The sequence below is a fragment of the Streptomyces sp. NPDC048001 genome, assembly GCF_043203115.1.
Lineage (GTDB): Bacteria > Actinomycetota > Actinomycetes > Streptomycetales > Streptomycetaceae > Streptomyces > Streptomyces sanyensis.
This window is the reverse complement of record NZ_JBIDBN010000012.1, coordinates 66,783-92,713: the sequence shown is the minus strand read 5'-3', so window position 1 is coordinate 92,713 and position 25,931 is coordinate 66,783. Positions and strand designations below refer to the sequence as shown.

21 protein-coding genes and 1 pseudogene are annotated in these 25,931 nt (G+C 74.5%); 11 read left to right on the top strand and 11 right to left on the bottom strand.

All coding sequences use genetic code 11. The annotated features are described in order from the left end of the window. Positions 1-50: 50 nt before the first annotated feature. The 3 genes and pseudogenes from ACGF15_RS22490 to ACGF15_RS22480 form a co-directional block, all read right to left on the bottom strand. Positions 51-1,313 carry an FAD-dependent oxidoreductase gene (locus tag ACGF15_RS22490; RefSeq protein WP_345610332.1) on the bottom strand — a complete coding sequence of 421 codons (1,263 nt, stop codon included), beginning with the start codon at positions 1,311-1,313 and terminating at the stop codon, positions 51-53. 163 nt (positions 1,314-1,476) lie between these two features. Next, entirely contained in the window at positions 1,477-2,895 is a 1,419-nt protein-coding gene (locus ACGF15_RS22485; RefSeq protein WP_392801370.1) for a deoxyguanosinetriphosphate triphosphohydrolase, read from the bottom strand. Positions 2,896-2,944: 49 nt separating this feature from the next. Further along, positions 2,945-3,942: pseudogene (locus ACGF15_RS22480) on the bottom strand (sirohydrochlorin chelatase). A gap of 235 nt (positions 3,943-4,177) precedes the next feature. On the opposite strand from ACGF15_RS22480, the gene ACGF15_RS22475 reads away from it, so the two are divergent. Together ACGF15_RS22475 and ACGF15_RS22470 are read left to right on the top strand one after the other, a co-directional pair. Continuing rightward, positions 4,178-4,909, top strand: coding sequence for a vancomycin high temperature exclusion protein (locus ACGF15_RS22475; protein WP_392801367.1), 732 nt, complete (start codon positions 4,178-4,180; stop codon positions 4,907-4,909). A gap of 119 nt (positions 4,910-5,028) precedes the next feature. After that, positions 5,029-7,200 (top strand): molybdopterin oxidoreductase family protein, encoded by a 2,172-nt coding sequence (locus ACGF15_RS22470; protein WP_392801364.1) that lies wholly within the window; start codon positions 5,029-5,031, stop codon positions 7,198-7,200. A 41-nt stretch (positions 7,201-7,241) separates the two neighbouring features. Here the strand turns inward: ACGF15_RS22470 and ACGF15_RS22465 are convergent, their stop codons facing one another. After that, positions 7,242-7,679 carry a gamma-glutamylcyclotransferase family protein gene (locus tag ACGF15_RS22465; protein ID WP_362608930.1) on the bottom strand — a complete coding sequence of 146 codons (438 nt, stop codon included), beginning with the start codon at positions 7,677-7,679 and terminating at the stop codon, positions 7,242-7,244. Beyond that, positions 7,676-8,011, bottom strand: a complete 336-nt coding sequence (cutA, locus tag ACGF15_RS22460) for a divalent-cation tolerance protein CutA (RefSeq protein ID WP_376427543.1) — start codon at positions 8,009-8,011, stop codon at positions 7,676-7,678. The genes ACGF15_RS22465 and cutA overlap by 4 nt, the downstream gene beginning before the upstream one ends. 392 nt (positions 8,012-8,403) lie before the next feature. On the opposite strand from cutA, the gene ACGF15_RS22455 reads away from it, so the two are divergent. Together ACGF15_RS22455 and ACGF15_RS22450 are read left to right on the top strand one after the other, a co-directional pair. Then, positions 8,404-8,910 (top strand): hypothetical protein, encoded by a 507-nt coding sequence (locus tag ACGF15_RS22455; protein ID WP_345610342.1) that lies wholly within the window; start codon positions 8,404-8,406, stop codon positions 8,908-8,910. Positions 8,911-9,056: 146 nt separating this feature from the next. Then, the gene (locus tag ACGF15_RS22450; protein WP_392801360.1) at positions 9,057-9,692 is read left to right on the top strand and encodes a class F sortase; all 636 of its coding nucleotides are present in this window, start codon (positions 9,057-9,059) and stop codon (positions 9,690-9,692) included. A gap of 72 nt (positions 9,693-9,764) precedes the next feature. Here the strand turns inward: ACGF15_RS22450 and ACGF15_RS22445 are convergent, their stop codons facing one another. Next, entirely contained in the window at positions 9,765-10,547 is a 783-nt protein-coding gene (locus ACGF15_RS22445; protein WP_392801357.1) for a sulfite exporter TauE/SafE family protein, read from the bottom strand. A gap of 215 nt (positions 10,548-10,762) precedes the next feature. Here ACGF15_RS22445 and ACGF15_RS22440 point away from each other — a divergent pair, with 215 nt between their 5' ends. Genes ACGF15_RS22440 through nirD form a run of 3 tightly spaced genes read left to right on the top strand, consistent with a single transcriptional unit; the run spans position 10,763 to position 14,977 of the window. Beyond that, on the top strand, positions 10,763-11,998 hold the full coding sequence (locus tag ACGF15_RS22440) for an NAD(P)/FAD-dependent oxidoreductase (RefSeq protein ID WP_392801354.1): 1,236 nt from the start codon (positions 10,763-10,765) through the stop codon (positions 11,996-11,998). Position 11,999: 1 nt separating this feature from the next. Further along, entirely contained in the window at positions 12,000-14,612 is a 2,613-nt protein-coding gene (nirB, locus tag ACGF15_RS22435; protein ID WP_392801351.1) for a nitrite reductase large subunit NirB, read from the top strand. Next, positions 14,609-14,977 carry a nitrite reductase small subunit NirD gene (gene nirD, locus ACGF15_RS22430; RefSeq protein ID WP_256523951.1) on the top strand — a complete coding sequence of 123 codons (369 nt, stop codon included), beginning with the start codon at positions 14,609-14,611 and terminating at the stop codon, positions 14,975-14,977. The genes nirB and nirD overlap by 4 nt, the downstream gene beginning before the upstream one ends. Positions 14,978-15,120: 143 nt before the next feature. Here the strand turns inward: nirD and ACGF15_RS22425 are convergent, their stop codons facing one another. Continuing rightward, positions 15,121-15,531 (bottom strand): VOC family protein, encoded by a 411-nt coding sequence (locus tag ACGF15_RS22425; RefSeq protein WP_345610358.1) that lies wholly within the window; start codon positions 15,529-15,531, stop codon positions 15,121-15,123. Between the two features lie 257 nt (positions 15,532-15,788). Between ACGF15_RS22425 and ACGF15_RS22420 the strand changes: the two genes are divergently transcribed. Then, positions 15,789-16,949, top strand: coding sequence for a PhoX family protein (locus tag ACGF15_RS22420; RefSeq protein ID WP_392801346.1), 1,161 nt, complete (start codon positions 15,789-15,791; stop codon positions 16,947-16,949). On the opposite strand, the gene ACGF15_RS22415 is transcribed toward ACGF15_RS22420, so the two are convergent. The 3 genes from ACGF15_RS22415 to dusB all read right to left on the bottom strand — a co-directional run bounded on the left by ACGF15_RS22415 (position 16,919) and on the right by dusB (position 22,940). Further along, positions 16,919-17,950, bottom strand: a complete 1,032-nt coding sequence (locus ACGF15_RS22415) for a winged helix-turn-helix domain-containing protein (RefSeq protein WP_362608915.1) — start codon at positions 17,948-17,950, stop codon at positions 16,919-16,921. The two genes, ACGF15_RS22420 and ACGF15_RS22415, sit on opposite strands and share 31 nt — an antisense overlap. Positions 17,951-18,598: 648 nt before the next feature. After that, positions 18,599-21,307 (bottom strand): pyruvate, phosphate dikinase, encoded by a 2,709-nt coding sequence (ppdK, locus tag ACGF15_RS22410; protein WP_345610368.1) that lies wholly within the window; start codon positions 21,305-21,307, stop codon positions 18,599-18,601. A gap of 466 nt (positions 21,308-21,773) precedes the next feature. Beyond that, positions 21,774-22,940, bottom strand: coding sequence for a tRNA dihydrouridine synthase DusB (gene dusB / locus ACGF15_RS22405; RefSeq protein ID WP_376429141.1), 1,167 nt, complete (start codon positions 22,938-22,940; stop codon positions 21,774-21,776). Positions 22,941-23,041: 101 nt separating this feature from the next. On the opposite strand from dusB, the gene ACGF15_RS22400 reads away from it, so the two are divergent. Further along, complete coding sequence (locus tag ACGF15_RS22400) at positions 23,042-23,611, top strand: hypothetical protein (RefSeq protein WP_345610373.1); 570 nt, start codon at positions 23,042-23,044, stop codon at positions 23,609-23,611. Between the two features lie 109 nt (positions 23,612-23,720). Here ACGF15_RS22400 and ACGF15_RS22395 read toward each other — a convergent pair whose 3' ends face one another. Then, a complete protein-coding gene (locus ACGF15_RS22395) occupies positions 23,721-23,960 on the bottom strand; it encodes a DUF6243 family protein (RefSeq protein WP_392801337.1) in 240 nt (79 codons plus the stop codon). Positions 23,961-24,224: 264 nt separating this feature from the next. On the opposite strand from ACGF15_RS22395, the gene ACGF15_RS22390 reads away from it, so the two are divergent. Continuing rightward, positions 24,225-25,265, top strand: a complete 1,041-nt coding sequence (locus tag ACGF15_RS22390; RefSeq protein ID WP_392801334.1) for an aldo/keto reductase — start codon at positions 24,225-24,227, stop codon at positions 25,263-25,265. A 31-nt stretch (positions 25,266-25,296) separates the two neighbouring features. After that, the gene (locus ACGF15_RS22385) at positions 25,297-25,878 is read left to right on the top strand and encodes a TetR family transcriptional regulator (RefSeq protein WP_392801331.1); all 582 of its coding nucleotides are present in this window, start codon (positions 25,297-25,299) and stop codon (positions 25,876-25,878) included. Positions 25,879-25,931: the final 53 nt, after the last annotated feature.

Below are 25,931 nucleotides of genomic sequence, written 5' to 3'. Positions count from 1 at the left end.
GGGGGAGCACCGACGGTCTCCGCCGCCGTGTGCCCTCCGCGGCGGGGTGCTCAGCCGGCCAGTTCGGCGAGCGGCACACCCGGGTCGCCCAGCGCCTGGGCGTCCACCCGGGCCCCGGACCGGATCATGCGCTGGATCGGCTCGGTGACATCCCACACGTTCACGTTCATCCCGGCGAGGACGCGGCCCCCGTCGAGCCAGAAGGCGATGAACTCCCGCTTGCCGGCGTCCCCGCGGAGGACCACCTGGTCGTAGGAGCCGGGGGGTGCCCAGCCCGAGTACTCCAGGCCCAGGTCGTACTGGTCGGAGAAGAAGTAGGGGACGCGGTCGTAGGAGACGTCCCGGCCGAGCATGGCCCGGGCCGCGGCGGGCCCGCCGTTCAGGGCGTTGGCCCAGTGCTCGACGCGGAAGCGCTCCCCGATGAGGGGGTGCCGCTGCGCGGCGACGTCGCCGGCGGCGTAGATGTCGGGGTCCGAGGTGCGCAGGGCGGCGTCGACGGCGATCCCGCCGCCGTCCGCCCGGTCGGCGAGCTCCAGCCCCGCGCTCTCCGCGAGCGCGGTGCGGGGGGCGGCGCCGATGGCGGCCAGCACCTCGTGGGCGGGGTGCTCCTCGCCGTCGTCGGTGCGGGCCGCGAGGACCATCCCGTCCTGGCCGGTGATCTCGGTGAGGCGGGCGCCGAAGTGGAAGCGGACGCCGTGCTCGCTGTGGAGGTCGGCGAAGACCTGGCCGAGTTCCGGGCCGACGACCCGCTGCAGCGGGGTGGCCTCCGGCTCGACGACGGTGACCTCGGCACCGTATCCGCGGGCCGCGGCCGCCACCTCCAGGCCGATCCAGCCGGCCCCCGCGATGACCAGGTGGCCGTTGTCCCGGCCGAGTGCCCCCAGCACCCGGCGCAGGCGGTCGGCGTGGGAGAGGCGCCGCAGATGGTGGACGCCCGCCAGGTCGGTGCCGGGGATGTCGAGGCGGCGGGGCTCGGCCCCCGTGGCGATCAGCAGCTTGTCGTAGTGGAGGACGGACCCGTCGCCGAGGTGGACCGCCTTCGCCGCCCGGTCGATGGAGACGGCCGTCTGGCCGAGGTGCAGCTCGACGTCCGCCCGGGCGTACCAGGCGGGCTCGTGGACGAAGACGCCGTCGCGCTCCTCCTTGCCGGTCAGGAGCCCCTTCGACAGCGGGGGACGCTCGTAGGGGCGGTCGCGCTCGTCGCCGACGAGGATCACCCGCCCGGTGAACCCCTCGGCGCGAAGCGTCTCGGCGGCCTTGGCCCCGGCCAGTCCACCGCCGACGATGACGAAGGTCCTATCTGCGTCGACCACGTGATGCCTCCTCTGATTCCCAGCGCTGCTCGGCCATCAGCGAGCGTCCCGCACTGAGCGTGATGGCGGAAGAGGGGATGCCCTCTCTTCGGTGCCCTGCCCGACGACACACGAACGATCACCGTAGTCGCTGAGTGCCGTGCCGGCCGTCAGCGGCGGGTCGTCAGCCGCGGGAGGGCAGTCCGGCGTGGAGCGTACGGGCCGAGGCGTCGGTGAGGGACGCGATCTGGTCGACCACCACCCGCTTGCGGGCACGGTCGTCGGGCGCCGCGTCGAACAGGGCGCGGAACTGCGGCTCCAGGCCCTCGGGGGCGCCTGCGGCGAGCGCCTCGGCGAGTTCGGTGAGGACCACCCGCTGGTCGGCGCGGAGTTCCTCCTGCTCGGCGCGCTGCATCACATAGCGGTCGGCCACCGCCTTGAGCACGGCGCACTCGGCGCGGGTGGCGCGGGGGACGACCAGCTCGGCGCCGTAGCGGGTCAGCCGGCCGCCGCCGTAGGCCTCCCGTGTGGCCCGCTCGGCCGCGAGGGCGAAGCGGCCGATGAGCTGGCTGGTGGCGTCCTTCAGCATGGCCTGGGCGGGTGCGGAGCCGTCGTAGCGGTGCGGCCACCACGGCTGCCCGGTGAGCCGGCCCAGCGCCTCGTCCAGTTCCGCCGGGTCGGTGCCGTGGGGGACGTAGCGGCCGACGGCGACCGACCACACGGACTCCCGCTCGGCCGGCGACCGCAGGCGGTCGGCGTCGATGTGCCCGGCGTGGAGGCCGTCCTCGAAGTCGTGGACCGAGTACGCCACATCGTCCGACCAGTCCATCACCTGCGCCTCGAAGCAGGTGCGGTGCTCCGGTGCCCCGCGCCGCAGCCAGGCGAAGACCGGCAGGTCGTCCTCGTAGACGCCGAACTTGGCCGAGGACGGGTCGGCGGGGTTGCCGCCGCGCGGCCAGGGGTACTTGGTGGCGGCGTCCAGGGCGGCGCGGGTGAGGTTCAGGCCCACGCTGACGGCCTCGCCGGTCCCCGGGGCGGGGGCGAAGCGCTTGGGCTCGATCCGGGTGAGCAGGCGCAGGGACTGCGCGTTGCCCTCGAAGCCGCCGCAGTCCGCGGCGAACTCGTCGAGCACCTGCTCACCGTTGTGCCCGAACGGCGGATGCCCGAGGTCGTGGGCGAGGCAGGCCGCCTCCACCAGGTCGGGGTCGCAGCCGAGCGCGGCGCCCAGTTCGCGGCCGATCTGGGCGCACTCCAGCGAGTGGGTCAGCCGGGTGCGGGGGCTGGCGTCCCAGGTGTGCCCGCGGGTGCCGGGGGTGACGACCTGCGTCTTCCCGGCGAGGCGGCGCAGCGCCGAGGAGTGCAGCACGCGGGCCCGGTCGCGCTGGAAGGCGGTGCGGCCGGGGCGCTTGTCCGGTTCGGGGGCGAAGCGCTCGGCGGAGGCGTCGTCGTAGGGCCCCGCCCCCCGGTGGGCGCCGGAGCCGAGAGCCGGTGCCTCGGGGTCGTGGGGCCACACCGCCCCCGGCGCATGGGGCGGGTAGAGCTCGCGGCCGCGGTCGTGGGGCCAGGTGGTGCCTTCGGTGCCGGTGGTGCCAGTGCCGTCCATGCGTACGACGGTAGCCGCCCGTACCGACGCCGGGCAGCGCGGCAGCCGGTCAGGCCGCGAGGAGTTCCGTCCCCCGGACGCTCCCGGCGTGGTCCGGGCGGGCGAGGGCCTCGTCGTAGCGGCGCAGCAGCAGGCGGGCGAGGGCGGGGTGGGCGCCGAGCGGCTCGGCCGCGATCCAGGGCGCGGCGGCGGCGCAGCGGGCGGAGAAGAGGCCGGGGGCGGTGAAGTGCGACGCGAGGGCGATCCGGTGGCGTCCGCGGGCGGCGAGCGCGCGCACGGCGGCGGGCACGCCGGGGGCGGGGGTGGAGGCGTAGGCGGCGACGACGGGCACCCCGAGCCGCTCGGCGAGCAGCCCGGCGGTGCGGCGGGCGTCGACCGCGGAGTCGGGGTCGCGCGAGCCCGCGGAGGCCAGGACCACGGCGGCCCCGCGGCTGCCGCTCTCCCGGTCCGACCAGCCCGCCTCGGCCAGCCGTGCGCACAGCGCCTCCACCAGGAGCGGGTGCGGTCCGAGGGGCGCGGCGATCCGCAGGGGGGCGCTCGCCGCGGCGGCGGCGCGCGGCAGGTCGTGCCTGACGTGGTGGCCGCGCCCGAGGAGCAGGGGCACCAGCACCCCGGGGGCGCCGTCCAGCCCGGTGAGGGTGTCGGGCAGGAGCGGGGTGTTCAGCTCGATGTGGCCGAGGCGGACGTCCAGTCCGGGCCGGAGTTCGCGTACCAGGTCGAGGAGCCCGCGCACGGTGCCGAGCGCGCGGGGGTCGCGGCTGCCGTGGGCTACGGCGACAAGGGCGGGCCGGCGGGGTGCTGGGGGCATGGGCGGCGGGTTCCGTTCGGTCGGACGCGGCTCAGCTGGGCTCCGAGCTGGGCCGTGATGCGGGTGAGGAGGTAGGCGGTGGTGGTGAACTCGGCCGCTGGGGAGAAGGCGGGACCGGGCGGGTCACCGGGGCCGGGGTCCGTTCCGGGGTCGGCGGGCGCGCCGCGTTCCGCGGGGTGCGGGCCGGGGGTCCCGGCGGGAGGGGGCGGGGACTCAGGAAGGTGTTCCTGCACCGTCATGGACCGATGGTGCCGCCCGCAGGTTGCCGGGGTGTTGCGCAGGGGTGACGGGTGTTTGCGCCCTGCTCACGCACGGTGCCGCGGCGGTGTGCGGCAGGGCGGGGCACGGGTGCCCGGGGGCGTGGGCGGCGCACGGGTGCCCGGGGGCGTGGGCGGGGCACGGGTGCCCGGGCGGGCGGCAGGCGCCGGATGAACCGTTTCGGCTCCCGGGGCGTCCCCCTGTGCGGGAGGGATCATGACGACGCAGAGCGGCCCGGACCCCGCAGGGGCCCCGGGGGACGGCGGACGGACCCGCGGCGGCACCCGCGGGCGGCGGCGGGCGGTGCAGGCGGTGATGCTCGGCTGCGCCCTGGCCCTGGCCCCCGCGACCTGGGTGCACGCGAGGGCGGACGCGCGGGTGCACACCGCGGACGAGGCGCCCGCCCGGCCGGTGGCCGTCGTCTTCGGCGCCGGTCTGCGCGACGGGGACCCCTCGCCGTACCTGGCGCACCGCCTGGACACCGCGGCCGGGCTGTACCGGACGGGGCGGGTGGAGGTCCTCCTCGTCACCGGGGACAACAGCCGCAGCGACTACGACGAGCCCGGGGCGATGCGCTCCTACCTCACCCGGCAGGGCGTGCCGGACGAACGGATCGTCAGCGACTACGCCGGTTTCGACACCTGGGACTCGTGCGTCCGCGCCAAGGAGGTCTTCGGCGTGGACCGGGCGGTGCTGGTCACCCAGGGCTTCCACGTCCGCCGGGCCGTCGCCCTGTGCCGCTCCGCGGGGGTGGACGCCCACGGTGTGGGCGTCCCCGAGCCGCGCGACGCGACCTGGTACTACGGAAGCGTCCGGGAACTGCTCGCGGCGGGCAAGGCCTCGCTGGACGCGGCGCTGCGTCCCGACCCGGTCTTCCCCGGCCCCCGCGAGCCCGGGGTGCGCGAGGCGCTCCGGGCCGCGGGCACGGCCCGCCCGGTGCCCGGCTGACCGGCCGCGCCCCGGCGCCCGCGGCCTCACCGTCCGGCGGGCCGGACGCGGAGGCCGGTGTACCCCGGACGTAATGCGCGGCGCCCGCCCGTGTAACACGGGCGATGCACGCTGGGCCCATGCGCGACGACACCACCCCCACCCACTGCCCCTACTGCGCCCTGCAGTGCGGGATGAACCTCCGCCGCGTCCCGGCGGGCGCCGCCGGGACCGGGCGGGGCACGGTGCCTGTCGAGGTGGTCGAGCGCACCGACTTCCCCGTCAACCGGGGGGCGCTGTGCGGCAAGGGCCGCACGGCGCCCGAGCTGCTCTCCTCCCGGGTGCGCCTGACCGGGCCGCTGATCCGATCCCACGCCACCGGCCGGCTCGCACCGGCCACCTGGGAGGAGGCCCTGCGGGCGACCGCCGAGGGCCTGGCCCGCAGCCGCACGGACCACGGCCCCGACGCGGTGGGCGTCTTCGGCGGCGGCGGCCTGACCAACGAGAAGGCGTACACGCTGGGCAAGTTCGCCCGTGTGGTGCTCGGCACCTCGCAGATCGACTACAACGGCCGCTTCTGCATGTCCTCCGCCGCCGCCGCCCACAACCGGGCCTTCGGGCTGGACCGGGGGCTCCCCTTCCCGCTGGAGGACATCCCGCGGACCGGGTGCGTCGTCCTGGTCGGCTCCAACCTGGCGGAGACCATGCCGCCCGCCCTGCGCTACCTGACCGAACTGCGGGAGAACGGCGGCAGGCTGATCGTCGTGGACCCCCGGCGCACCAGGACCGCCGAGCAGGCCGATCTGCACCTGGCCCCGCGCCCGGGGACCGACCTCGCCCTCGCCCTCGGCATGCTGCACCTGGCCGTCGCCGAGGGGCGCACGGACGAGGAGTTCATCGCCTCGCGCACCAGCGGCTGGCCCGAGGCACGGGCCGCGGCGATGGCGCACTGGCCCGAGTGGGTGGAGCGGATCACCGGCGTGGGCGTGCCCCGGCTGCGCGAGGCCGTCGCGATGTTCTGCGACGCGCCGACCGGCATGGTGCTCACCGCCCGCGGTCCCGAGCAGCAGTCCAAGGGCACCGACACGGTCGGCGCCTGGATCAACCTGTGCCTGGCGACCGGCCGCGCCGGGCGCCCGCTGTCCGGGTACGGCTGCCTGACGGGGCAGGGCAACGGGCAGGGGGGCCGGGAGCACGGGCAGAAGGCGGACCAGCTGCCCGGCTACCGCAGCCTGGAGGACCCCGCGGCCCGTGCCCACGTCGCCCGGGTGTGGGGCGTGGCACCGGACTCGCTCCCCGGTCCGGGGCGCAGCGCCTACGAACTGCTCGACGCGCTCGGCGGCCCGGTGCGGTCGCTGCTGCTGATGGGCTCCAACCCGGTGGTCTCCGCGCCGCGTGCCGCCCATGTGGAGGAGCGGCTGCGGTCGCTGGACTTCCTCGCGGTGGCCGACGTGGTGCTGTCGGAGACGGCCGCGCTGGCGGACGTCGTGCTGCCGGTGACCCAGTGGGCCGAGGAGACGGGCACCACGACCAGCCTGGAGGGGCGGGTGCTGCTCCGCCGCCGCGCCCTCACCGCGCCGCCGGGGGTGCGCAGCGACCTGGAGGTGCTGCACGGCCTCGCGGAGCTGCTGGGCCACGAGAAGGGCTTCCCCACCGATCCGGAGGAGGTCTTCGAGGAACTGCGCAGGGCCACGGCGGGCGGGCCCGCCGACTACTCGGGCATCACCTACCGCCGGATCGCGGAGGAGGGCGGCGTGTTCTGGCCCTGCCCCGAACCCGTCGGCGACGCGGCGCGGCAGGAGGCCGGAGGGGCCGTCCACCCGGGCACGCCCCGGCTGTTCCTGGACGGGTTCGCCACCCCGGACGGGCGTGCGCGGTTCGTCCCGGTCGCCCACCGGCCCGCCGCCGAGGAGCCCGACGCGGAGTACCCGGTGCTGCTGACGACGGGCCGGGTCGTGGCCCAGTACCAGTCGGGGGCGCAGACGCGCCGGGTGGCGGAGCTGAACAAGGCGGCGCCCGGTCCGTTCGTGGAGATGCACCCGCGGCTCGCCGAGGCGCTGCGGGTGGCCGAGGGCGAGACGGTGGCGGTGGTGTCGCGGCGCGGGCGGGCCGAGGGCCCCGCCCGGGTGACCGCGGCCATCAGGGCCGACACCGTGTTCATGCCCTTCCACTGGCCGGGCTCCGGGCGGGCCAACACCGTGACCAACCCGGCACTGGACCCCACCTCGCGGATGCCCGAGTTCAAGGTCTGCGCGGTACGGGTGGAGGCCGTGCGGGAGGAGGGGCCGGACGGGGGCACCCCGCCGGGGTGACGCGCCGTCGGGCTCCCCGCCGGGGCGGCGCCCCGCCCGGCTCAGGCCGGCGGGCGCGTCCGGCACCTCCAGTCGCCGCCCGGGACCGTCCGCCCGTGCGCCGCGAGCTCGCGGGCGACCCGCCCGGCGGCCAGGTACACCCAGGCCCGCCGGGTGCCGCCGTCCGGCCGGCGCACCTCCCGGACCACCCGCTCGTACAGGTTGCGCGGGTGTCCGGGCGCCAGGTACTCCTCCAGCCGGTCGAGCTCCGCCAGCAGGCGGTCGTGCTCCCCCGGCGCGGCGGTGACCGCCTCGCCCGCGACCCGGCCCTCCCCCGTCGGGTCGTCGACCGCGTAGGGGTGGCCCGGGCCCTCGTAGAGCAGCGCCCCGGGCAGCACCGCGGCCTCCTCGGCGGCGGTACGGCCCGCGAGGAGGAGGTCGTGGTTGCGTTCGCCCGGACGGAGGGTGCCGTAGACGAAGAAGGGCAGCCCGCCGGTCACGGCGCCGGGGGCGTCGTCTGCGCACGCGTCCAGTCCGTGTACGCGGCGGAGGCGCGGACGACGGGGGTCGCGATGATCTCCGGGGTGTCGTAGTCGTGGGCCTCGGTCAGGTGCGCCTCCAGGGCGTCGTAGCGGTCGGCGGTCGTCTTGAAGAGCACCTGCCACTCGGTCGCGGTCTCCAGCGCTCCCTGCCAGCGGTAGACGGAGGTCACGGGCGCGGAGATCTGCGCACAGGCCGCGAGCCGCGCGTCGACGGCGCCCCGGGCCAGGGACTGCGCCCTGTCGGCGCTGTCGGTGGTGGTCGTCACGGTCAGCAGGGGCGGGGCCGCCAGCGGCTGGTCCATCGCGGTGTCCTCTCCGGGGGGTGCGGGGTCGGTGGTTCCGGTGGATTCCGCGGGCCACCGTACGCACCGGTGCCCCGGCATGGGGCCGGCACCCCGCGGACCGGACCCGGCCGGGCCGCTCGCGCGGTGGGGCCGCCGCTCGGCCGGGCGGAGCGCAGCCGGGCGCGTTCACCGTCTGTCACCCGTTCGCCACAGCGCGCATCCTCCGTCGACACGCCGTAGGAAGACGCCTCCGACCTGCGACGATGCCCTCTGTCCAGCGCGACACGCATCCGCAGGCGGGGGAAACTGACGCCGAATCAGCAGGCAGGCGACCCGCCGGGACTCTTCCCTCGTAAGGAGACGCAGCCCGCACCACCCGCGCTCCCCGGAGGATCCCCATGCGCACCACCGCCCGCCTCCTGACCGGCTCCGCGCTGGTCGTCGCCTCGATAGGACTGGGCGCCCAGGCGTCCTACGCCGGGGACCCGGGTTCCCTGGAGATCCACCCGCGGACCGTCGCCCCGGGCGACTCGGTCACGGTCAGCACCCAGGCGTGCGGCAAGGACGGCCGGGGCGTCGGCGACGCCGGCTCGCTCGGCGCCGGGGAGTTCACGCTGCGCCCCGGCACCCACAAGGACTTCGCGGTGGGCGAGTTCACGGTTCCCGCGCACACGCGCTCCGGGACGTACGGGATCAGCGTGTTCTGCAAGAACGGCAAGGAGGCCACCGGGGACGTGACGGTCCGCGGCCACCACGCCCCGAGCGGGCACGTGAAGACGGGTGTCGGCGGCAGCGTCGGCCCGGACACCACCCAGATCGCGGCGGGCGTGGCGGTTCTCTCCGCGGCCGCCGTCGGCGGGGTCCTGCTCCTGCGTCGCCGGGCGAGCGGCACGCAGGGCGGGTGACGGGGCGGCTGGTCCGCCCCGTCTCCGCCGGATCCCCCGCCCCCGCCCGGTCCCGAACCGGCGGGGGCGGGGCGCCGTCGGCCCCGGCCGCGCCGGGGCCGGAGTCCCCCCGGCCCGGATCCCCCGGCCCGACCCCGAGGAGCGCGATGACCTCCAAGGCCAAGACCTGGGCCCTGGTACTCGCCGTGTGCGCAGGACTGTGGCTGGTCCGCAACGGCTCGCAGGACGTCACCCCGCCGATCCCCTCCGCCGCGGAGGCCTTCGCCGCGGGCCCGAACGCGTACACCGAGGCCGCGGCGGACCCGCTGCCCCCGTCCGACCCGGTGCGGCTGCGGATCCCCGGGATCGGCGTCGACGCACCGGTGACGGGCCTGGGGCTGACGGGTGACGGCGGGCTGGAGGTGCCCCCCGCCGAGGACGGCAACCTGGCCGGCTGGTTCCGCGAGGGCACCGCACCGGGCGCGGCGGGCACGGCGATCACGGCCGGGCACGTCGACAACGCGGAGGGCCCGGCGGTCTTCTACGCCCTGGGAGCCCTGCGGAAGGGCGACCGGATCGAGGTCGAGCGCGAGGACGGCCGCACCGCCGTGTTCACCGTCGACGCGGTCGAGGTGTACGAGGCCGAGGCCTTCCCCGACGAGAAGGTGTACGGCCCGAGCGAGCGGGCCGAGCTGCGGGTGATCACCTGCGGGGGCGGCTTCTCCGCCAGGACGGGGTACCGGGGCAACGTGGTGGCCTTCGGGCACCTGATCGGGGTCCGGGGCGGGCCCGGCGGGGCCTGAGGGCCCAGCCGGGCATCCGGGACGGCGCGCCGGGCGGCGGTCAGGGCCGTGCGCCCGGCCCGCCGCGGCCCCTCAGGCCCACTGGTCGAAGCCGAGCTTGGCCACCAGCGAGAAGACGACGACCAGGAGCACTCCGCGGACGAACTCGCTGCCCTTGCGCAGCGCCATCCGCGCGCCGATCATCGCGCCGGCCAGGTTGAACACGGCCATCAGCGCGGCGAGCTGCCACAGCACGGTGCCCTGGTAGGCGAACATGGCGAGCGCGCCCGCGTTGGTGCACACGTTGACGATCTTGGCGGTGGCCGAGGCGCTCACCAGGTCCAGGTGGAGCACCGCGGTGAGCGCCAGCACCAGGAAGGTCCCGGTGCCGGGGCCGAAGAGGCCGTCGTAGAAGCCGATGCCCCCGCCGACGAGCACCACGGCGGCGACCGCCCGGGTGCGGGTGACCTTCCGCCGCTCCGACGGGGAGGCCGTGCCGAAGGACGGCTTCAGCAGGACGAAGGCGGCCACGGCGAGCAGCACCACCATGATCACCGGGCGCAGCACCTCGCTGCTGATCCCGGCGGCGAAGAAGGCGCCGCCCATGGAGCCCGCCAGGGCGGCCAGGCCGATCCGGACGGCGGTGCCGACCTGCACCGGCGCCTTGCGGACGTAGGTGACCGCGGCGCCGGTCGTTCCGACGATGGCGACGGCCTTGTTGGTGCCGAGCACATGGGCCGCGCCGGTCCCCGGCAGCCCGAGGAGGAGAGCGGGGAGGAGCAGCAGTCCGCCGCCTCCGACGACGGCGTCGATCCAGCCGGCCACAGCGGCCGCGAGACACAGGAAGACCAGTGTGGTCAGTGATATGTCGGGCACTCCTGTGACCCTACGGAGCGGAAAGGTGGCCCGTCCAACGATCCGGGCGGACTTGAGCGGGCTCTGAGGTTCCCTCCCGGCCCGCCGCCGCATACGACCCGGTCCGTACCGGTCCCTCCCCTCACACCCGCCCTCCCCCTCCGCTGAGCGCACGGTTCCCCGCGGGAAACAGAAGGGAACCTGCCGGGTAACACCCGCGACGCACGCTGTACGGCATGACTTCGCAGATCGTGGTGATCGGTGCCGGGACGGCGGGCGCGCGGCTCGCGGGCCGGCTGGCGCCCGGGGCCGCCGTCACCGTCGTCGGCGAGGAGAACCACGCGCCCTACAACCGCGTGCTGCTCGCCGAGGTCCTGGCCGGCCGGTACGCGCCGGAGGTGATCGCGCTGCCGGAGGTCCCCGTCCGCCGGGGCGTCCGGGCGACCTCGATCGACCGCGCCCGCCGACTGGTCCACCTCTCGGACGGCCCGCCCCTCCCCTACGACCGGCTGGTCCTCGCCACCGGCTCCAACCCCGTGCTGCCGCCCCTGCGCGGCATCGGCCCCGGGCTCCCCGAAGGGGTGCACCCCTTCCGGACCCTGGACGACTGCGCGGCCCTCGCCGCCGCCACCGGCCCCGGCACCCGTGCGGTCGTGGTCGGCGGCGGGCTGCTGGGCGTCGGCGCGGCGCGCGCCCTGGCCGCCCGCGGTGCGACCGTGGTGCTGGCCCAGCAGGGCGAGCACCTGATGGAGCGGCAGCTCGACGCCTCCGCCTCCGCGCTGCTCCGGGGGCACCTGGAGTCCCTGGGCATCGAGGTGCACACCGAGTGCCGGGTCCGGGGGCTGCGGACCTCCGAGGACGGCGCGGTGCGCGCCGTGGTGCTCGCGGACGGCTTCACCCTGGAGGCCGAGGCGGTCGTGCTGGCCTGCGGCGTCCGGCCCCGGGTCGGACTGGCCGCGGACGCCGGGCTGGAGGTCCGCCGCGGCATCGTCGTCGACGACGAGCTGCGGACCTCCGACCCGCTCATCCACGCGATCGGCGACTGCGCCGAGCACGGCGGCCTGGTCCACGGCCTGGCCGGTCCGGCCGTCGAGCAGGCCGACGTGCTGGCCCGCCTGCTCACCGGCCGGGCGGCGGGCCCGGCACCCGGCGACGACCCGGCGCCCCCGCGCTACACCGGGACCCGGGCGCTGACCCGGCTCACCCTGGCGTCCGCGCACCGGGCGGGCGGCCTCGACCTGGCCGCCTTCGGCGACCCCTCGCCCCTGCCGGGGGACGACGTCGTCCAGCTCGCCGACGCCACCCGGGGGGCCTACCGCAAGGTCGTGGTGCGCGGCGACCGGCTGGTGGGCGGCGTGCTGCTGGGCGACCTCGCCTCGGTCGGCGCGCTCGCCCGCGCCTGGGAGGGCGACGAGGCCCTGCCCGGCTCCCGCCCCCTGCTCCACCTGCTCACCGATGATGGAGGCCTCTGAGATGGCTGCGACCCCCGCGACGCCCACCCCCGCGAACCGCCCCACGATCGTGGTCGTCGGCCACGGCATGGTCGCCCAGCGCTTCCTGGAGGCGCTGGCCGAAGGCGGCACCACCGCGCGGGCGCGGATCGTCGTGTTCGGCGAGGAGCCCCGCCCGGCCTACGACCGCGTCCGGCTCACCTCGTACTTCTCCGGCAGCACGCCCGAGGACCTGTCGATGGTCGAGGACGGCTTCCTGGAGCGGCACGGCATCGAGCTGCGCCTGGGCACCCCGGTCGTCTCGATCGACACCGCGGCGCGCACGGTCGCCGCGGAGGACGGGCAGGTCCTCGCCTACGACACCCTGGTCCTGGCGACCGGCTCCTACCCCTTCGTCCCGCCGGTGCCCGGCAGCACGACCCCGGGCTGCTTCGTCTACCGCACCATCGAGGACCTGCTGGCGATCGAAGAGTACGCCCGGGGCGCCCGCGTCGGAGCGGTCGTCGGCGGCGGCCTGCTGGGGCTGGAGGCGGCGGGGGCGCTGAAGGGGCTCGGGCTGGAGACCCACATCGTGGAGTTCGCCCCCCGGCTGATGCCCGTGCAGGTCGACGAGGGCGGCGGCGCCGCGCTGCTGCGGACCGTCGAGGGCATGGGGCTGACGGTGCACACGGGCGTGGGCACCCAGGAGATCACGGCCGGCGACGCCGGCACCGTCGAGGCCATGCGCCTCTCGGACGGCTCCGCTCTCGCCACCGACCTGGTGGTCTTCTCCGCGGGTGTGCGCCCCCGGGACCAGCTGGCCCGGGACGCGGGGCTCGCGGTGGGCGAGCGGGGCGGCATCGTCGTCGACGAGCAGTGCCGCACCTCCGACCCCGATGTGTTCGCGATCGGTGAGTGCGCGCTGGCGGCCGACGGCCGGGTGTACGGCCTGGTGGCGCCGGGGTACGAGATGGCCGAGACCGCGGCGGCCGCGCTCGCGGGCGAGGCGGCCTCCTTCACGGGCGCCGACCTGTCCACCAAGCTGAAGCTGCTGGGCGTCGACGTGGCCTCCTTCGGCGACGCGCACGGGACGACCGGCGGCTGCCTCGACGTCGTCTACTCCGACTCGCGCTCCGGGCTGTACAAGAAGCTGGTCGTCGGCGCCGACGGGACCCTGCTCGGCGGCATCCTGGTCGGCGACGCCGAGCAGTACGGCACGCTGAGGGCCTTCACCGGTTCGACGCCGCCCGTCTCCGCCGAGCAGCTGGTGCTCCCCGCGGGGGCCGGTGCGCCCGCCGCGCTCGGCCCGGCCGCCCTGCCGGACGAGGCCGTGGTGTGCTCCTGCCACAACGTCACCAAGGGGGCCGTCCGCGGGGCGGTGGCCGAGCACGGCTGCACGAGCGTCCCCGAGGTCAAGAAGTGCACCAGGGCGGGCACCGGGTGCGGCAGCTGCGTCAAGGTCCTCGGGCAGCTGGTCAACGCCGAGCTGGAGGCGTCCGGTGTCGAGATCGACACCGGTCTGTGCGGCTGCTTCGGGCAGACCCGCCAGGAGCTGTACGAGATCGTGCACGCCCTGCGCCTGACCTCCTACCGGCGCCTGCTCGACGGCTACGGCCGCGAGGCGGCCCGCGGGGGCAACGGCTGCGAGGTCTGCAAGCCCGCCGTGGGGTCCATCATCGCCTCGCTGGCGCCCACGATCGGGGCCAGCGGCTACGTCCTGGAGGGCGAGCAGGCGGCCCTGCAGGACACCAACGACCACTTCCTGGCGAACCTCCAGCGCAACGGCTCCTACTCGGTGGTGCCGCGGATCCCGGGCGGTGAGATCACCCCGGAGAAGCTGATCGTGATCGGCGAGGTGGCCCGCGAGTTCGGCCTCTACACCAAGATCACGGGCGGGCAGCGGATCGACCTGTTCGGCGCCCGGGTGGACCAGCTCCCGCAGATCTGGGGGCGCCTGGTGGACGCGGGCTTCGAGTCGGGCCACGCCTACGGCAAGGCGCTGCGGACGGTGAAGTCCTGCGTGGGCGAGACGTGGTGCCGCTACGGGGTGCAGGACTCGGTCCGCATGGCGATCGACCTGGAGCTGCGCTACCGGGGCCTGCGCTCCCCGCACAAGCTCAAGTCGGCCGTCTCCGGCTGCCAGCGCGAGTGCGCCGAGGCGCAGTCGAAGGACTTCGGCGTGATCGCCACGGCCAAGGGCTGGAACCTGTACGTCGGCGGCAACGGCGGGGCCACCCCGCGCCACGCCGACCTCCTCGCCCAGGACCTGGGGGACGAGGAGCTGGTCCGCCTGATCGACCGCTTCCTGATGTTCTACATCCGCACCGCCGACCGCCTGGAGCGCACCTCCGCCTGGCTGGAGCGGATCGAGGGCGGGCTGGACCATGTGCGCGACGTGGTGGTGCGCGACTCCCTGGGGATCTGCGCGGAGCTGGAGTCGCTGATGGCCGACCACGTCGCGGGCTACCGCGACGAGTGGGCCGAGACGCTGGACGACCCCGAGCGGCTGATGCGCTTCGTGTCCTTCGTCAACGCCCCGGGCGTGCCCGACCCCACGGTGCGCTTCGTGCCCGAGCGGGACCAGGTCAAGCCCGATCTGCCCCTGCTGACCATCCGCCCCCTGGACGACGCCCTGGAAGGGACCGCACAGCGATGACCCTCGCCCCCGACAAGCCCCTCGCCCCCGCGGACGCCGAGCTCCAGCTCCGGCTGGACGGCGCCTGGCTGGCCCTGTGCCCGCTGGCCCGGCTGACCCCCGGCCGGGGCGTGGCCGCCCTGCTGCCGGGCGGACGGCAGGCCGCGCTGTTCCTGGACCGCGACGGCGTGCCGTACGCGATCGACAACCGCGACCCCTTCACCGGCGCCCGGGTGCTGTCCCGGGGCCTGGTGGGAACCGCCGAGGGCCGCCCGTTCGTCGCCTCCCCGCTGCTCAAGCAGCGCTTCGACCTCGCCACCGGGCACTGCCTGGACGAGGACGGGGTGGCGGTGCGGGCCTACGAGGTGCGGCTGCACCGGGGCTGAGCCGCCCGCCCGGCCCGGGGATACGGGGCCCCGGGCCGGATCCGCGCCCCGCCCGCGCGCCGCGCCGTCACTGCCCTGGCCCCGCGGGGCGCGCGGGCGGCCCCTCGTGCCCCGCGGAGCCCGGCTCCGCGGGGCACCCGGGTTCAGCCGCCCTGGGCCGCCGCCTCGGCGTCCATCCACATGACCTCCCAGTGGTGGTGGTCCACGTCCTCGAAGCCCCTGCCGTACATGAAGCCCATGTCCTGGGTCTCCCCGGCCGGGCTGCCCCCGGCGGCGAGCGCCGCGTCGACCAGGGCGTCGACGGCCTCGCGGCTGTCCGCGCTGAGGCAGATCAGGGCCTCGGTGGCGGTGGCCGCGTCCGCGATCTCCTTGGCGGTGAAGGTCTTGAAGTAGGGCTCCGTCAGCAGCATCGCGAAGATGGTGTCGCTGAAGACGAGGCAGGCGGCGTTCTCGTCGGTGAACTGCGGGTTGAAGGAGTAGCCCAGCTTGGTCCAGAAGGCCTTGCTGGCCTCCAGGTCCTTGACCGGCAGGTTCACGAAGATCATCTGGGGCATGGTGTGCTCGCTCTCGTCTCGGGGTGCGTGCCGCGCGGTGCGCGGAAGGCCGTGCGGTGCTTCTCGCAGGGGTAGACGGCAGCCGCCCGGGGAACTCATCGGTGCGGGGGAGACGACTTTCCCCGGTCCGCCACCCCCCTTCTCGCCGTCACCCTGCGTTGATATCCCGTCAACTCCGTGCTTCTAGGGTCTGCCACCGCGCGACCCCGCGGTGCCGCCCGGCACCGCGGGGCGGTCGTCATCTGATGGAGAGACACGTGGAACGTCGCAGCTTCCTGCGCGGTGCGGTCGTCGGCACCTCCGCCGCGGCCTTCGGATTCACCCTCTGGCAGGGCGCCGCGTCCGCGGCCCCCGCCCAGCCCGGACCCGGCCCCTACGGCGCACTCGGCCCCGCGGACTCCAACGGCATCCTGCTGCCCTCGGGATTCACCAGCCGGGTGATCGCCCGCTCCGGCCAGAAGGTCGGATCCACCTCCCACACCTGGCACAAGGCCCCCGACGGCGGCGCCTGCTTCGCCGACGGCCCGGGCTGGATCTACGTCTCCAACTCGGAGATCAACCCCGGCGGCGGCGCCGGCGCGGTCCGCTTCTCCTCCTCGGGAGCGATCACCGGCGCCTACGGTGTGCTGTCGGGCACCCGGCAGAACTGCGCGGGCGGCAGCACCCCGTGGAACACCTGGCTCTCCTGCGAGGAGGTCAGCCGCGGCTATGTGTACGAGGCGGACCCCTACGGGGTGCAGTCCGCGGTCCGCCGCTCGGCGATGGGGCGCTTCAAGCACGAGGCGGCGGCCGCGGACCCGGTGCGCCGGGCGGTCTACCTGACCGAGGACGAGTCCGACGGCTGCCTCTACCGCTTCCTGCCCGCCACCTGGGGCGACCTGTCCTCGGGCACCCTCCAGGTGCTGAAGGCGGGCTCGGGCACCTCGGGCTCCTTCACCTGGGGAACCGTCCCCGACCCGGACGGCTCCCCCACCCACACCCGCAACCAGGTCTCGGGCGCCAAGCGCTTCAACGGCGGCGAGGGCTGCCACTACGCGAACGACACGGTCTGGTTCACCACCAAGGGCGACAACCGCCTGTGGCAGCTGAACCTGGCCTCGAACACCTATGAACTCGCCTATGACGACTCGCTCGTGGCGGGCGGCTCCGCGCCGCTGACGGGAGTGGACAACGTCACCGGTTCGGCCTCCGGCGACCTGTTCGTCGCCGAGGACGGCGGGAACATGGAGATCTGCGTGATCACCCCGGACGACGTCGTCGCGCCGTTCCTGCGGATCAGCGGCCAGTCCGGTTCCGAGATCACCGGACCGGCCTTCTCGCCCGACGGCAGCAGGCTCTACTTCTCCAGCCAGCGCGGCACCTCGGGCAGTTCCTCGGGCGGCATCACCTACGAGGTCACCGGGCCGTTCCGGGCGTAGCTCCGCGGTCTGGTCCACGGCTCCGGGACGGCGCCGCCGCGCAGCAGGGCGGCGCCCAGCGGGGTGAGGGTGTGCAGGACCGCGTTGCCGTGGCGCAGGGTGACCACCAGCCCCGCGTCGCGGAGCACGGCCGCGTGCTGGCTCGCCGAGGCGAGGGACACCCCCGCCCGGCGGGCCAGTTCGCTCGTGGTGCAGCCGTGCCGGATCGCCTGGAGCACCGCGGAGCGGGTGTGGCCGACGAGCCGGCCGAGCGAAGGGCCCGCGGCGTCCGCGATGGCGGACTCGCTGCCGTGCTGCACGGGGTAGACCAGCACCGGCGGCAGCTGCGGGTCGCGCAGCACCACCGGGGTGCCGCGGCAGAAGAACGAGGGCAGGAGCAGCAGCCCCCGGCCGCCCAGGTGCAGTTCGCGGTCGACGGGGTAGTCGGCCTCCAGCACCGGGGCCCGCCAGCGCAGCACGGGCGGCAGCGAGGCGAGCAGTTCGCCGGCGCCGCCGTCGAGCAGCGCCCTCCCGCGGGCCGCACGGTCCGCCTCCACTCTCGCCTGCACATGGGGCCAGTACGGTTCCAGGGCGGCGAGGAAGTAGGCGCGGAGCGTGTCGGCGAGCCGCCCCAGGGCCTCGCCGCGGCCCTCGGCGATCGCCAGCAGCCGGGCGGGCAGCGTGCGCAGCGGAGAGCGGTGCGCGGCCACCAGGGCGAGCTCGGCGCGCAGCCGGGGCGCCGGGGTCGCCCGGAGGGCCTCCAGGCCCGCCTCCAGGCCGTCACGGCCCTCGGAGGGGGTGAGGAAGTCGGGGAAATACCCGCGCGGCGGCACCAGTTGGGCCAGCAGCCGTGTTTCACCCTTCAACCTCACGCGCACCTCGGAGCGCCATTCGCCGAAGACGTGGGCGCCCCTGCGGTCCCGCAATCGATGGAAGCTCAGAATCGATTCCCACAAGGGATCGGGACCGGCAGCCATCCTTACTCGCGCCAGGTCGTCCGCCTGGAAATGAATACGAAGCACCGAACCCCCACCTGTTGCACCCGCAATCGCCCCCATCACTGAGTATGCATGCCATCACAGGTTGTTACCACGGTGTTTCAGCCACAATTGAAACGCCTCGCGGGAGCACGGGGGCAACCGAAAGGCTGTACGACGTCGGGCATGAAACCTACTTCACCGATGTGACGTGGCAAGGACCGTGGGGGGCCTACACGTCCGGCGGCGGTGATGGAGGTTGCGGCTCCGTGTCCGGCACGGGTAATGGAGTGCGGCCGGCGGGTGGGGATCCGTCGGTCGCACTCCGCCGAGTCTTTGCTCCGGGAATGGCGGGAAGGCGATTCCCGTTGGACGTACGAAATTCAACTGAACGACGGATCAGCAGGGCAGCGGCATGCTATGCGCCCCCTGAACCCTCCCAGTCTGCCGCACGCGGCACGGCGAAGGGCGGGCACCCCCCTGGGGGGTGCCCGCCCTTCGCCGTGTGGTGCCGGGGCCGCCACCGGGTCGCCGGTGAGGGCCGGGCCGCGCTCCGGGCTCTGCCCCGGAGGCCGGGATGACGGCCCCGGACGTCTCGGGCGGCGGACGGCCGGCACCGCCGGGCCCGGGGGCCGGGGGCGGGCCGGACGCCGGCGCCGCTCCCGCCCGCGGGCGGGAGCGGCGCCCGCCGCGTCAGCGGGAGTCGCTGCCGGAGGACTGGGCGGCCGCGCGGCCCGCCTCCAGCCGGGCGACCGGGATCCGGAACGGGGAGCAGGAGACGTAGTCCAGGCCCACCTCGTGGAAGAAGTGCACCGACTCCGGGTCGCCTCCGTGCTCTCCGCAGATGCCCAGCTTGAGGTCGGGGCGGGTGGCCCGGCCCGCGACCACGGCGCTGCGCACCAGCGAGCCCACGCCGTCCTTGTCGATGGTCTCGAAGGGGCTGACGCCGAAGATGCCCTTCTCCAGGTACGCCGTGAAGAAGCTCGCCTCCACGTCGTCGCGGGAGAAGCCCCACACGGTCTGGGTGAGGTCGTTGGTGCCGAAGGAGAAGAACTGGGCGGCCTCGGCGATCTGGCCGGCGGTGAGCGCGGCTCGGGGCAGCTCGATCATGGTCCCGAGCGCCAGCTTGAGTTCGACCCCGGTCTGGCGCTGGACCTCGGCGATGACCTGCTCGGCCTCGTCGCGCACGATCTCCAGCTCCTGGACGGTGCCCACCAGCGGAATCATGATCTCCGCACGCGGATCGCCCTTGGCCTCGATGCGCTGGGCCGCCGCCTCGGCGATCGCGCGCACCTGCATGGTGAACAGGCCGGGGATGACCAGACCGAGCCGTACGCCCCGCAGACCCAGCATCGGGTTCTGCTCGTGCAGCCGGTGCACCGCCTGGAGCAGGCGCAGGTCGTTCTCGTTGTGGTCCTTGCGGGCCTCGGCGAGGGCGACGCGGACCGACAGCTCGGTGATGTCGGGAAGGAACTCGTGCAGCGGCGGGTCGAGCAGCCGCACCGTCACCGGCAGGCCGTCCATCGCCTCGAAGAGCTCGACGAAGTCCTTCTTCTGGAGCGGCAGCAGCTCCTTGAGGGCCTCTTCGCGCTCCCCGTCGGTGTCGGCGAGGATCAGCTTCTCGACCATCTCGCGGCGCTCGCCGAGGAACATGTGCTCGGTGCGGCACAGACCGATGCCCTGGGCGCCGAAGCGGCGGGCCCGCAGCGCGTCCTCGGCGTTGTCGGCGTTGGCGCGGACCCGCAGCCGACGCACCCGGTCCGCGTAGGCCATGACCCGGTGCACGGCCTGCACCAGCTCGTCGGCGTCGTCGGCGCCCGCGTGCATCCGGCCCTCGAAGTACTCGACCACCGGGGAGGGCACGACGGGGACCTCGCCGAGGTACACCTTGCCGGTCGAGCCGTCGATGGAGACGACGTCGCCCTCCTCGATGACGGTGCCGCCCACGGTGAGGCGGCGGCGCTTGGTGTCCACCTCCAGCTCCTCGGCACCGCAGACGCAGGTCTTGCCCATGCCGCGGGCCACCACGGCCGCATGGGAGGTCTTGCCGCCGCGCGAGGTCAGGATGCCCTCGGCGGCGATCATGCCGTCCAGGTCGTCCGGGTTCGTCTCGCGGCGGATGAGGATCACCTTCTCGCCCGAGCGCGACCACTTGACGGCCGTGTAGGAGTCGAAGACGGCCTTGCCGACGGCGGCGCCCGGCGAGGCCGCGATGCCGCGCCCGAGCAGCTCCGTCCTGGCGTTCTCGTCGAAGCGGGGGAACATCAGCTGGGCGAGCTGCGCGCCGTTGACCCGCTGGAGCGCCTCGGCCTCGTCGATGAGGCCCTGGTCCACGAGCTGGGTGGCGATACGGAAGGCGGCGCCCGCGGTGCGCTTGCCGACACGGGTCTGGAGCATCCACAGCTGCCCGCGCTCGATGGTGAACTCGATGTCGCACAGGTCCTTGTAGTGCGTCTCGAGGGTCTCCATGATCTGCATCAGCCGGTCGTAGGACGCCTTGTCGATCGACTCCAGCTCCGCGAGCGGCACCGTGTTGCGGATGCCGGCGACCACGTCCTCGCCCTGGGCGTTCTGGAGGTAGTCGCCGTAGACGCCCTGGTGGCCGGAGGCGGGGTCGCGGGTGAAGGCGACGCCGGTGCCGGAGTCCGGGCCGAGGTTGCCGAAGACCATCGAGCAGACGTTGACGGCGGTGCCGAGGTCGTGCGGGATGCGCTCCTGGCGGCGGTAGAGCTTGGCGCGGTCGCCGTTCCAGGAGTCGAAGACCGCGTGGATGGCGAGGTCCATCTGCTCGCGCGGGTCCTGCGGGAAGTCGCGCCCGGCCTCGGTCTTGACGATCTTCTTGAACTGCTTGACGAGCTTCTTCAGGTCGGCGGCGTCGAGGTCGGTGTCGACGGTGACCTTCTTGGCCTCCTTGGCCTCGTCGAGCGCGTCCTCGAAGAGTTCGCCGTCGACGCCCAGCACGGTCCTGCCGAACATCTGGATAAGCCGCCGGTAGGAGTCCCAGGCGAAGCGCTCGTCGCCGGCCTGGGCGGCGAGCCCGGTGACCGACGCGTCGGAGAGGCCGATGTTGAGGACCGTGTCCATCATGCCCGGCATCGAGAACTTGGCACCGGAGCGTACGGACACGAGGAGGGGGTCGTCCGCCTGGCCGAGCCGCTTGCCCATGGCCTGCTCCAGGGCGTCGAGGTGCGCACTCACCTCGTCGCGGAGGGCCGGCGGCTCCTCGCCGCTGTCGAGGTAGACCTTGCACGCCTCGGTGGTGATCGTGAAGCCCGGAGGAACCGGGAGGCCGAGGTTGGTCATCTCGGCGAGGTTCGCGCCCTTCCCGCCGAGCAGGTCCTTGAGGTCCTTGTTGCCCTCGGTGAAGTCGTAGACGAACTTCTGATCTTTGTTTTCCGACACGGGTCTCGACTCCTCGAGGACTCGGTGGCTGCCCTGACGGCGAGGAACATACCCAGATCAAAGGCTCCTGGGTACGTCCACTTGCGCGTCATACGGCCTTAACCACTCGTCCGCCAGCAGATCGAAAGTGCCCACGGTGCACGACGACCACGAGGACCTTCTTCAACACTTGAAGGGAGCAATCCAGCGCGTGATCGTTGATCGATCATCGGTCACCGTGGGTCGCGAAACCCGTCGGAAGATGAAGACCACAGGGATGGCACTGAGTGCCACCCTTTGGAAGGTGCAGCCGTCCGAATATCGCTCATCTGAGCGCACCCCCTATCAAGGGTGGTGAGGATCACGCCGCCCGAGGTGCCGGAATTCCACGATCCGGACCGGCGGGCGGACGGCCGGGCATGCCGCCCGTCCGGGCCCGGCCGCACGCCCGGCGGCGCCCGGGGCCCGGCTCCCCGGCGGCCCGGCCTCAGCCACCGGAGGTGTCCAGTTCCGCGTCCTCGCCGACACCCGCGCAGTCGTAGGGGTCCCTGAGCCAGCCGTCCGGCAGCACCACCCGGTTGTTGCCGGAGGTGCGGCCACGGGGCCCGTCCGCACCCTGCGGCCACGGCTGGTCCAGCTCCAGCTCGCTCAACTGAGCGCGCAACTCGTCCAGGGAGGAGGTGACGGCCAGGCGCCCGCGCATGGCGGACCCCACGGCGAAGCCCTTGAGGTACCAGGCCACGTGCTTGCGGAAGTCGACGACCCCGCGGGACTCGTCGCCGATCCACTCCCCCAGCAGCGCGGCGTGCCGCACCATCACGTCGGCCACCTCGCGCAGCGCGGGCCGCCGGAAGTCGCTCCGGCCCTCGAAGGCCGCCACGAGGTCGGCGAAGAGCCAGGGGCGGCCCAGGCAGCCGCGCCCCACGACCACTCCGTCGCAGCCCGTCTCACGCACCATCCGCAGGGCGTCCCCGGCCGACCAGATGTCGCCGTTGCCGAGCACCGGGATCTCCGGGACGTGCTCCTTCAGCCGGGCGATCGCCTCCCAGTCGGCCGTGCCTCCGTAGTGCTGGGCGGCGGTGCGGCCGTGCAGGGCGATCGCCGTGACGCCCTCGTCCACCGCGATCCGGCCCGCGTCCAGGTAGGTGATGTGGTCGTCGTCGATGCCCTTGCGCATCTTCATGGTGACGGGCAGGCCCCCGGAGTTGCCGACGGCCTCCCGGAGGATGGCCCGCAGCAGGTTCCGCTTGTAGGGCAGGGCCGAGCCGCCGCCCTTGCGGGTGACCTTGGGCACCGGGCAGCCGAAGTTCAGGTCGATGTGGTCGGCCAGCCCCTCGTCCACGATCATGCGGACGGCTTTGCCCACCGTGACCGGGTCCACGCCGTACAACTGGATCGAGCGCGGTGTCTCGGTCTCGTCGAAGTGGATGAGCTGCATGGTCTTCTCGTTGCGCTCGACCAGCGCCCGGGTCGTGATCATCTCGCTGACGAACAGGCCCTTGCCCCCGCTGAACTCGCGGCACAGGGTGCGGAAGGGGGCGTTGGTGATCCCTGCCATCGGGGCGAGCACCACGGGCGGCTGCACCGTGTGGGGACCGATCCTGAGCGGCTGGGCGGCGGGGGCGAGCGTGGTCATCCGCCCATTGTCGCGCATGGCGCACCCCTCCCCCATCGGCCTGTGGAACATGCGTTGGCTCACACTTCGACCTATTTTGATCGCGATGCCCTCCCCCTCCCGGGCCACCGTGAGGCCCGGTGCCGCAGATCGGAGACACCGTGCCCTCCTCCCGCCGCCTCGCCCCCGCACTGGTGGCCGCACCGCTGCTCGCCCTCGCCCTGGCCGCCTGCGGCTCCGACGGCGACGGGAGCGGCGGCTCGGCCACCCCGACCACGGTCACCCCGACGTCCGAGGCACCCGGCACGCCCTCGGCCACCGACACCCCCTCGCCGCCCACCCAGCAGGACCTGGAGGAGTCCGTCTCGGCCGAGACGGAGCGCATCCGGTCCTCCGCCTCCGCCCAGCTCGAGGACGCCGAGGGCCAGGGCGACGCGATGGACGACGTGTCCGTGCAGGGCGTGCCCACGGCCGACACGGGCGACCTGCGCACCGGACTGGTCCGCGTCACCAACCCGACGGACGAGGCCGCCTTCTACGCGGTGCAGGTCGACTTCGTGGCGGGCGACGGCACCGTGGTCGACACCGTCGTCGCCGGCTTCCCCGACGTCGGGCCGGGGGAGCAGGTGGAGCGCTACGTCTCCAGCCGCACCGCGGGCGGGTCCGACACCCCGACGACGCCGCGTATCGCCAAGGCCGAACGCAGCTGAGCCGCGCAGGGCGCCCGCCCGGCCGCGATGCGCCCCGCCCGGTCGCGGCGGCATGACGAGGGGCCGCCTCCCGCCGCGCGGCGGGAGGCGGCCCCTCGGGCCGTGCGGGTCAGCCGGCGCCGTCGGGGCGCCCGCCGTCGGCGGGCGGCGCACCGTCCTCGGAACGCGGCCCGTCCGGGGCCTCGGCGGCGGCGCGTGTGCGCTCCCGCATCCTGCGCAGCAGTTCCTGCTTCTGGTCGGCGGCGGGGCTGCCGGCGTGGTGCGCCGGCCCGTTCCCCTGCCGGTCGGTCCGGGACAGCTTCCTGCGCTGCCCGCCGACGCCGAGGAGGTTGTTGCGGCTCTTGGCCATGGGGTTCTCCCGTCGAGTCGAGATGTGGCTGCCGGTACGTGGCGCGTGGGCGGAGGGACCGCCGCGCTCTCACTCGTAGATCTGGAAGAACGAGGACATGCAGCGAAAGTAGCGCCGCGGGGCGGGCGCGGTCACCCGGTTTTCCCCCGCCCCGCGCGCGGCGCGCCCCGGCCGCCCCATCCGAGGGAATGACAGATATTGAAATCTGTCAGCCGTCATGCCATGGTTGGCGTACGGCAACGACCACCACACCGGGAGCACGCCATGACCACCACCGCATCCGCCGGGCACACCGCCCTCCCCGCCGTCCGGCCGCTCGGGGCGGCCGGCCCCCGCGTCTTTCCCCTCGGCCTCGGCTGCATGGGCATGTCCGCCCTCTACGGCGAGGCGGACCGGGGGGAGTCGCTCGCGACGATCCACGCGGCCCTGGAGGCGGGCGTCACCCTCCTCGACACGGGCGACTTCTACGGCATGGGCCACAACGAACTGCTGATCGGCGAAGCGCTCCGCAGCGCCTCCGGGGCCGCCCGCGAGCGAGCGCTCGTCTCGGTGAAGTTCGGCGCCCTGCGCACCGTGGAGGGCGGCTTCACGGGCTACGACGGCCGGCCCGACGCCGTGCGGAACTTCGCCGCCTACAGCCTTCAGCGGCTCGGCCGGGAGCACATCGACGTCTACCGCATCGCCCGGGTCGACCCGGCCGTCCCGATCGAGGAGACCGTCGGCGCCATCGCCGAACTCGTCCAGGCGGGGCATGTGCGGCACATCGGACTCTCCGAGGTCGGGCCCGAGACCATCCGCCGTGCCGCCTCGGTGGCCCCCATCGCCGACCTCCAGATCGAGTACTCCCTGCTGTCACGGGGCATCGAGAGCGCCATCCTGCCGACGGTGCGCGAGCTGGGCATCGGCGTCACGGCGTACGGGGTGCTCTCCAGGGGGCTGCTCAGCGGCCACTTCACACGCGACCGCCGACTCGACGCCGGCGACTTCCGCGGGATGAGCCCCCGGTTCCAGGGCGGGAACCTGCACCGCAACCTCGATCTCGTCGAGCGGCTGCGGCAGGTGGCGGAGGCGCGGGGCACCAGCGTCGCGCGAGCGGCCATCGCCTGGGTGCTCTCCCGGGGCGAGGACATCGTGCCGCTGGTCGGCGCCCGCACCCGGGCCCGGCTGTCCGAGGCGCTCGGTGCCCTGGAGGTGCGGCTGACGGCGGACGACCTGGCCGCGATCGAGCGCGCGATACCGGCCGGTGCGGCCTCCGGGGAACGCTACCCGGCCGCGCAGATGGCACATCTGGACAGCGAGCACTGAGGGCGGGCGGCCCCCGGGTACTGTCGGCACCATGGCCACCGAGACCCTGACCGCCGAGCGCATCCTCGAAGTCACCGAGGAGGTGCTGCGCCGCTACGGTCCGGCCAAGGCGACCGTGGTCGACGTGGCGCGCGCGCTGGGCGTCAGCCACGGCAGCGTCTACCGGCACTTCCGGACCAAGGCGGCACTGCGCGAGGCGGTGACGCACCGCTGGCTGGGACGCACCGAGCAGGCGCTGGAGGAGCTCACCGCGGCGCCGGGGCCCGCACCGGGCAAGCTGCACGACTGGCTGGCGACGCTCTTCGAGGCCAAGCGGCACAAGGCCGGGGACGACCCGGAGCTGTTCGCCACCTACAACGTGCTGATCGACGAGAGCAGCGATGTCGTCGACCAGCATCTGACGGTGCTGGAGGACCAGGTGCGCCGGATCCTGGAGGAGGGCGTGTCCGCCGGGGAGTTCGCCGCCCCGGACCCGGCGGCCTCCGCCCGGGCCGTGTTCACCGCCACCGCGCGCTTCCACGACCCCTCGTACGCCCCCACCTGGGAGTCCGAGACGGCCGAGGAGGAGTTCGAGCAGGTCGTGGGCCTGCTGCTGCGCGGACTGCGCCCCTGAGCGCTCGCCCCCGCGCACGGCGAAGGCCCCCGGGCTCCGCTCGGGGCGGAGCG

Bases quoted from the DNA above. Each gene is read 5' to 3' on its own strand.
- ACGF15_RS22485 (WP_392801370.1), bottom strand. From the start codon at position 2,895: ATGGACGGCACTGGCACCACCGGCACCGAAGGCACCACCTGGCCCCAC.
- ACGF15_RS22475 (WP_392801367.1), top strand. From the start codon at position 4,178: ATGACGACGCAGAGCGGCCCGGACCCCGCAGGGGCCCCGGGGGACGGC.
- ACGF15_RS22470 (WP_392801364.1), top strand. From the start codon at position 5,029: ATGCGCGACGACACCACCCCCACCCACTGCCCCTACTGCGCCCTGCAG.
- ACGF15_RS22455 (WP_345610342.1), top strand. From the start codon at position 8,404: ATGCGCACCACCGCCCGCCTCCTGACCGGCTCCGCGCTGGTCGTCGCC.
- ACGF15_RS22450 (WP_392801360.1), top strand. From the start codon at position 9,057: ATGACCTCCAAGGCCAAGACCTGGGCCCTGGTACTCGCCGTGTGCGCA.
- ACGF15_RS22440 (WP_392801354.1), top strand. From the start codon at position 10,763: ATGACTTCGCAGATCGTGGTGATCGGTGCCGGGACGGCGGGCGCGCGG.
- nirB (WP_392801351.1), top strand. From the start codon at position 12,000: ATGGCTGCGACCCCCGCGACGCCCACCCCCGCGAACCGCCCCACGATC.
- nirD (WP_256523951.1), top strand. From the start codon at position 14,609: ATGACCCTCGCCCCCGACAAGCCCCTCGCCCCCGCGGACGCCGAGCTC.
- ACGF15_RS22425 (WP_345610358.1), bottom strand. From the start codon at position 15,531: ATGCCCCAGATGATCTTCGTGAACCTGCCGGTCAAGGACCTGGAGGCC.
- dusB (WP_376429141.1), bottom strand. From the start codon at position 22,940: ATGCGCGACAATGGGCGGATGACCACGCTCGCCCCCGCCGCCCAGCCG.
- ACGF15_RS22395 (WP_392801337.1), bottom strand. From the start codon at position 23,960: ATGGCCAAGAGCCGCAACAACCTCCTCGGCGTCGGCGGGCAGCGCAGG.
- ACGF15_RS22390 (WP_392801334.1), top strand. From the start codon at position 24,225: ATGACCACCACCGCATCCGCCGGGCACACCGCCCTCCCCGCCGTCCGG.
- ACGF15_RS22385 (WP_392801331.1), top strand. From the start codon at position 25,297: ATGGCCACCGAGACCCTGACCGCCGAGCGCATCCTCGAAGTCACCGAG.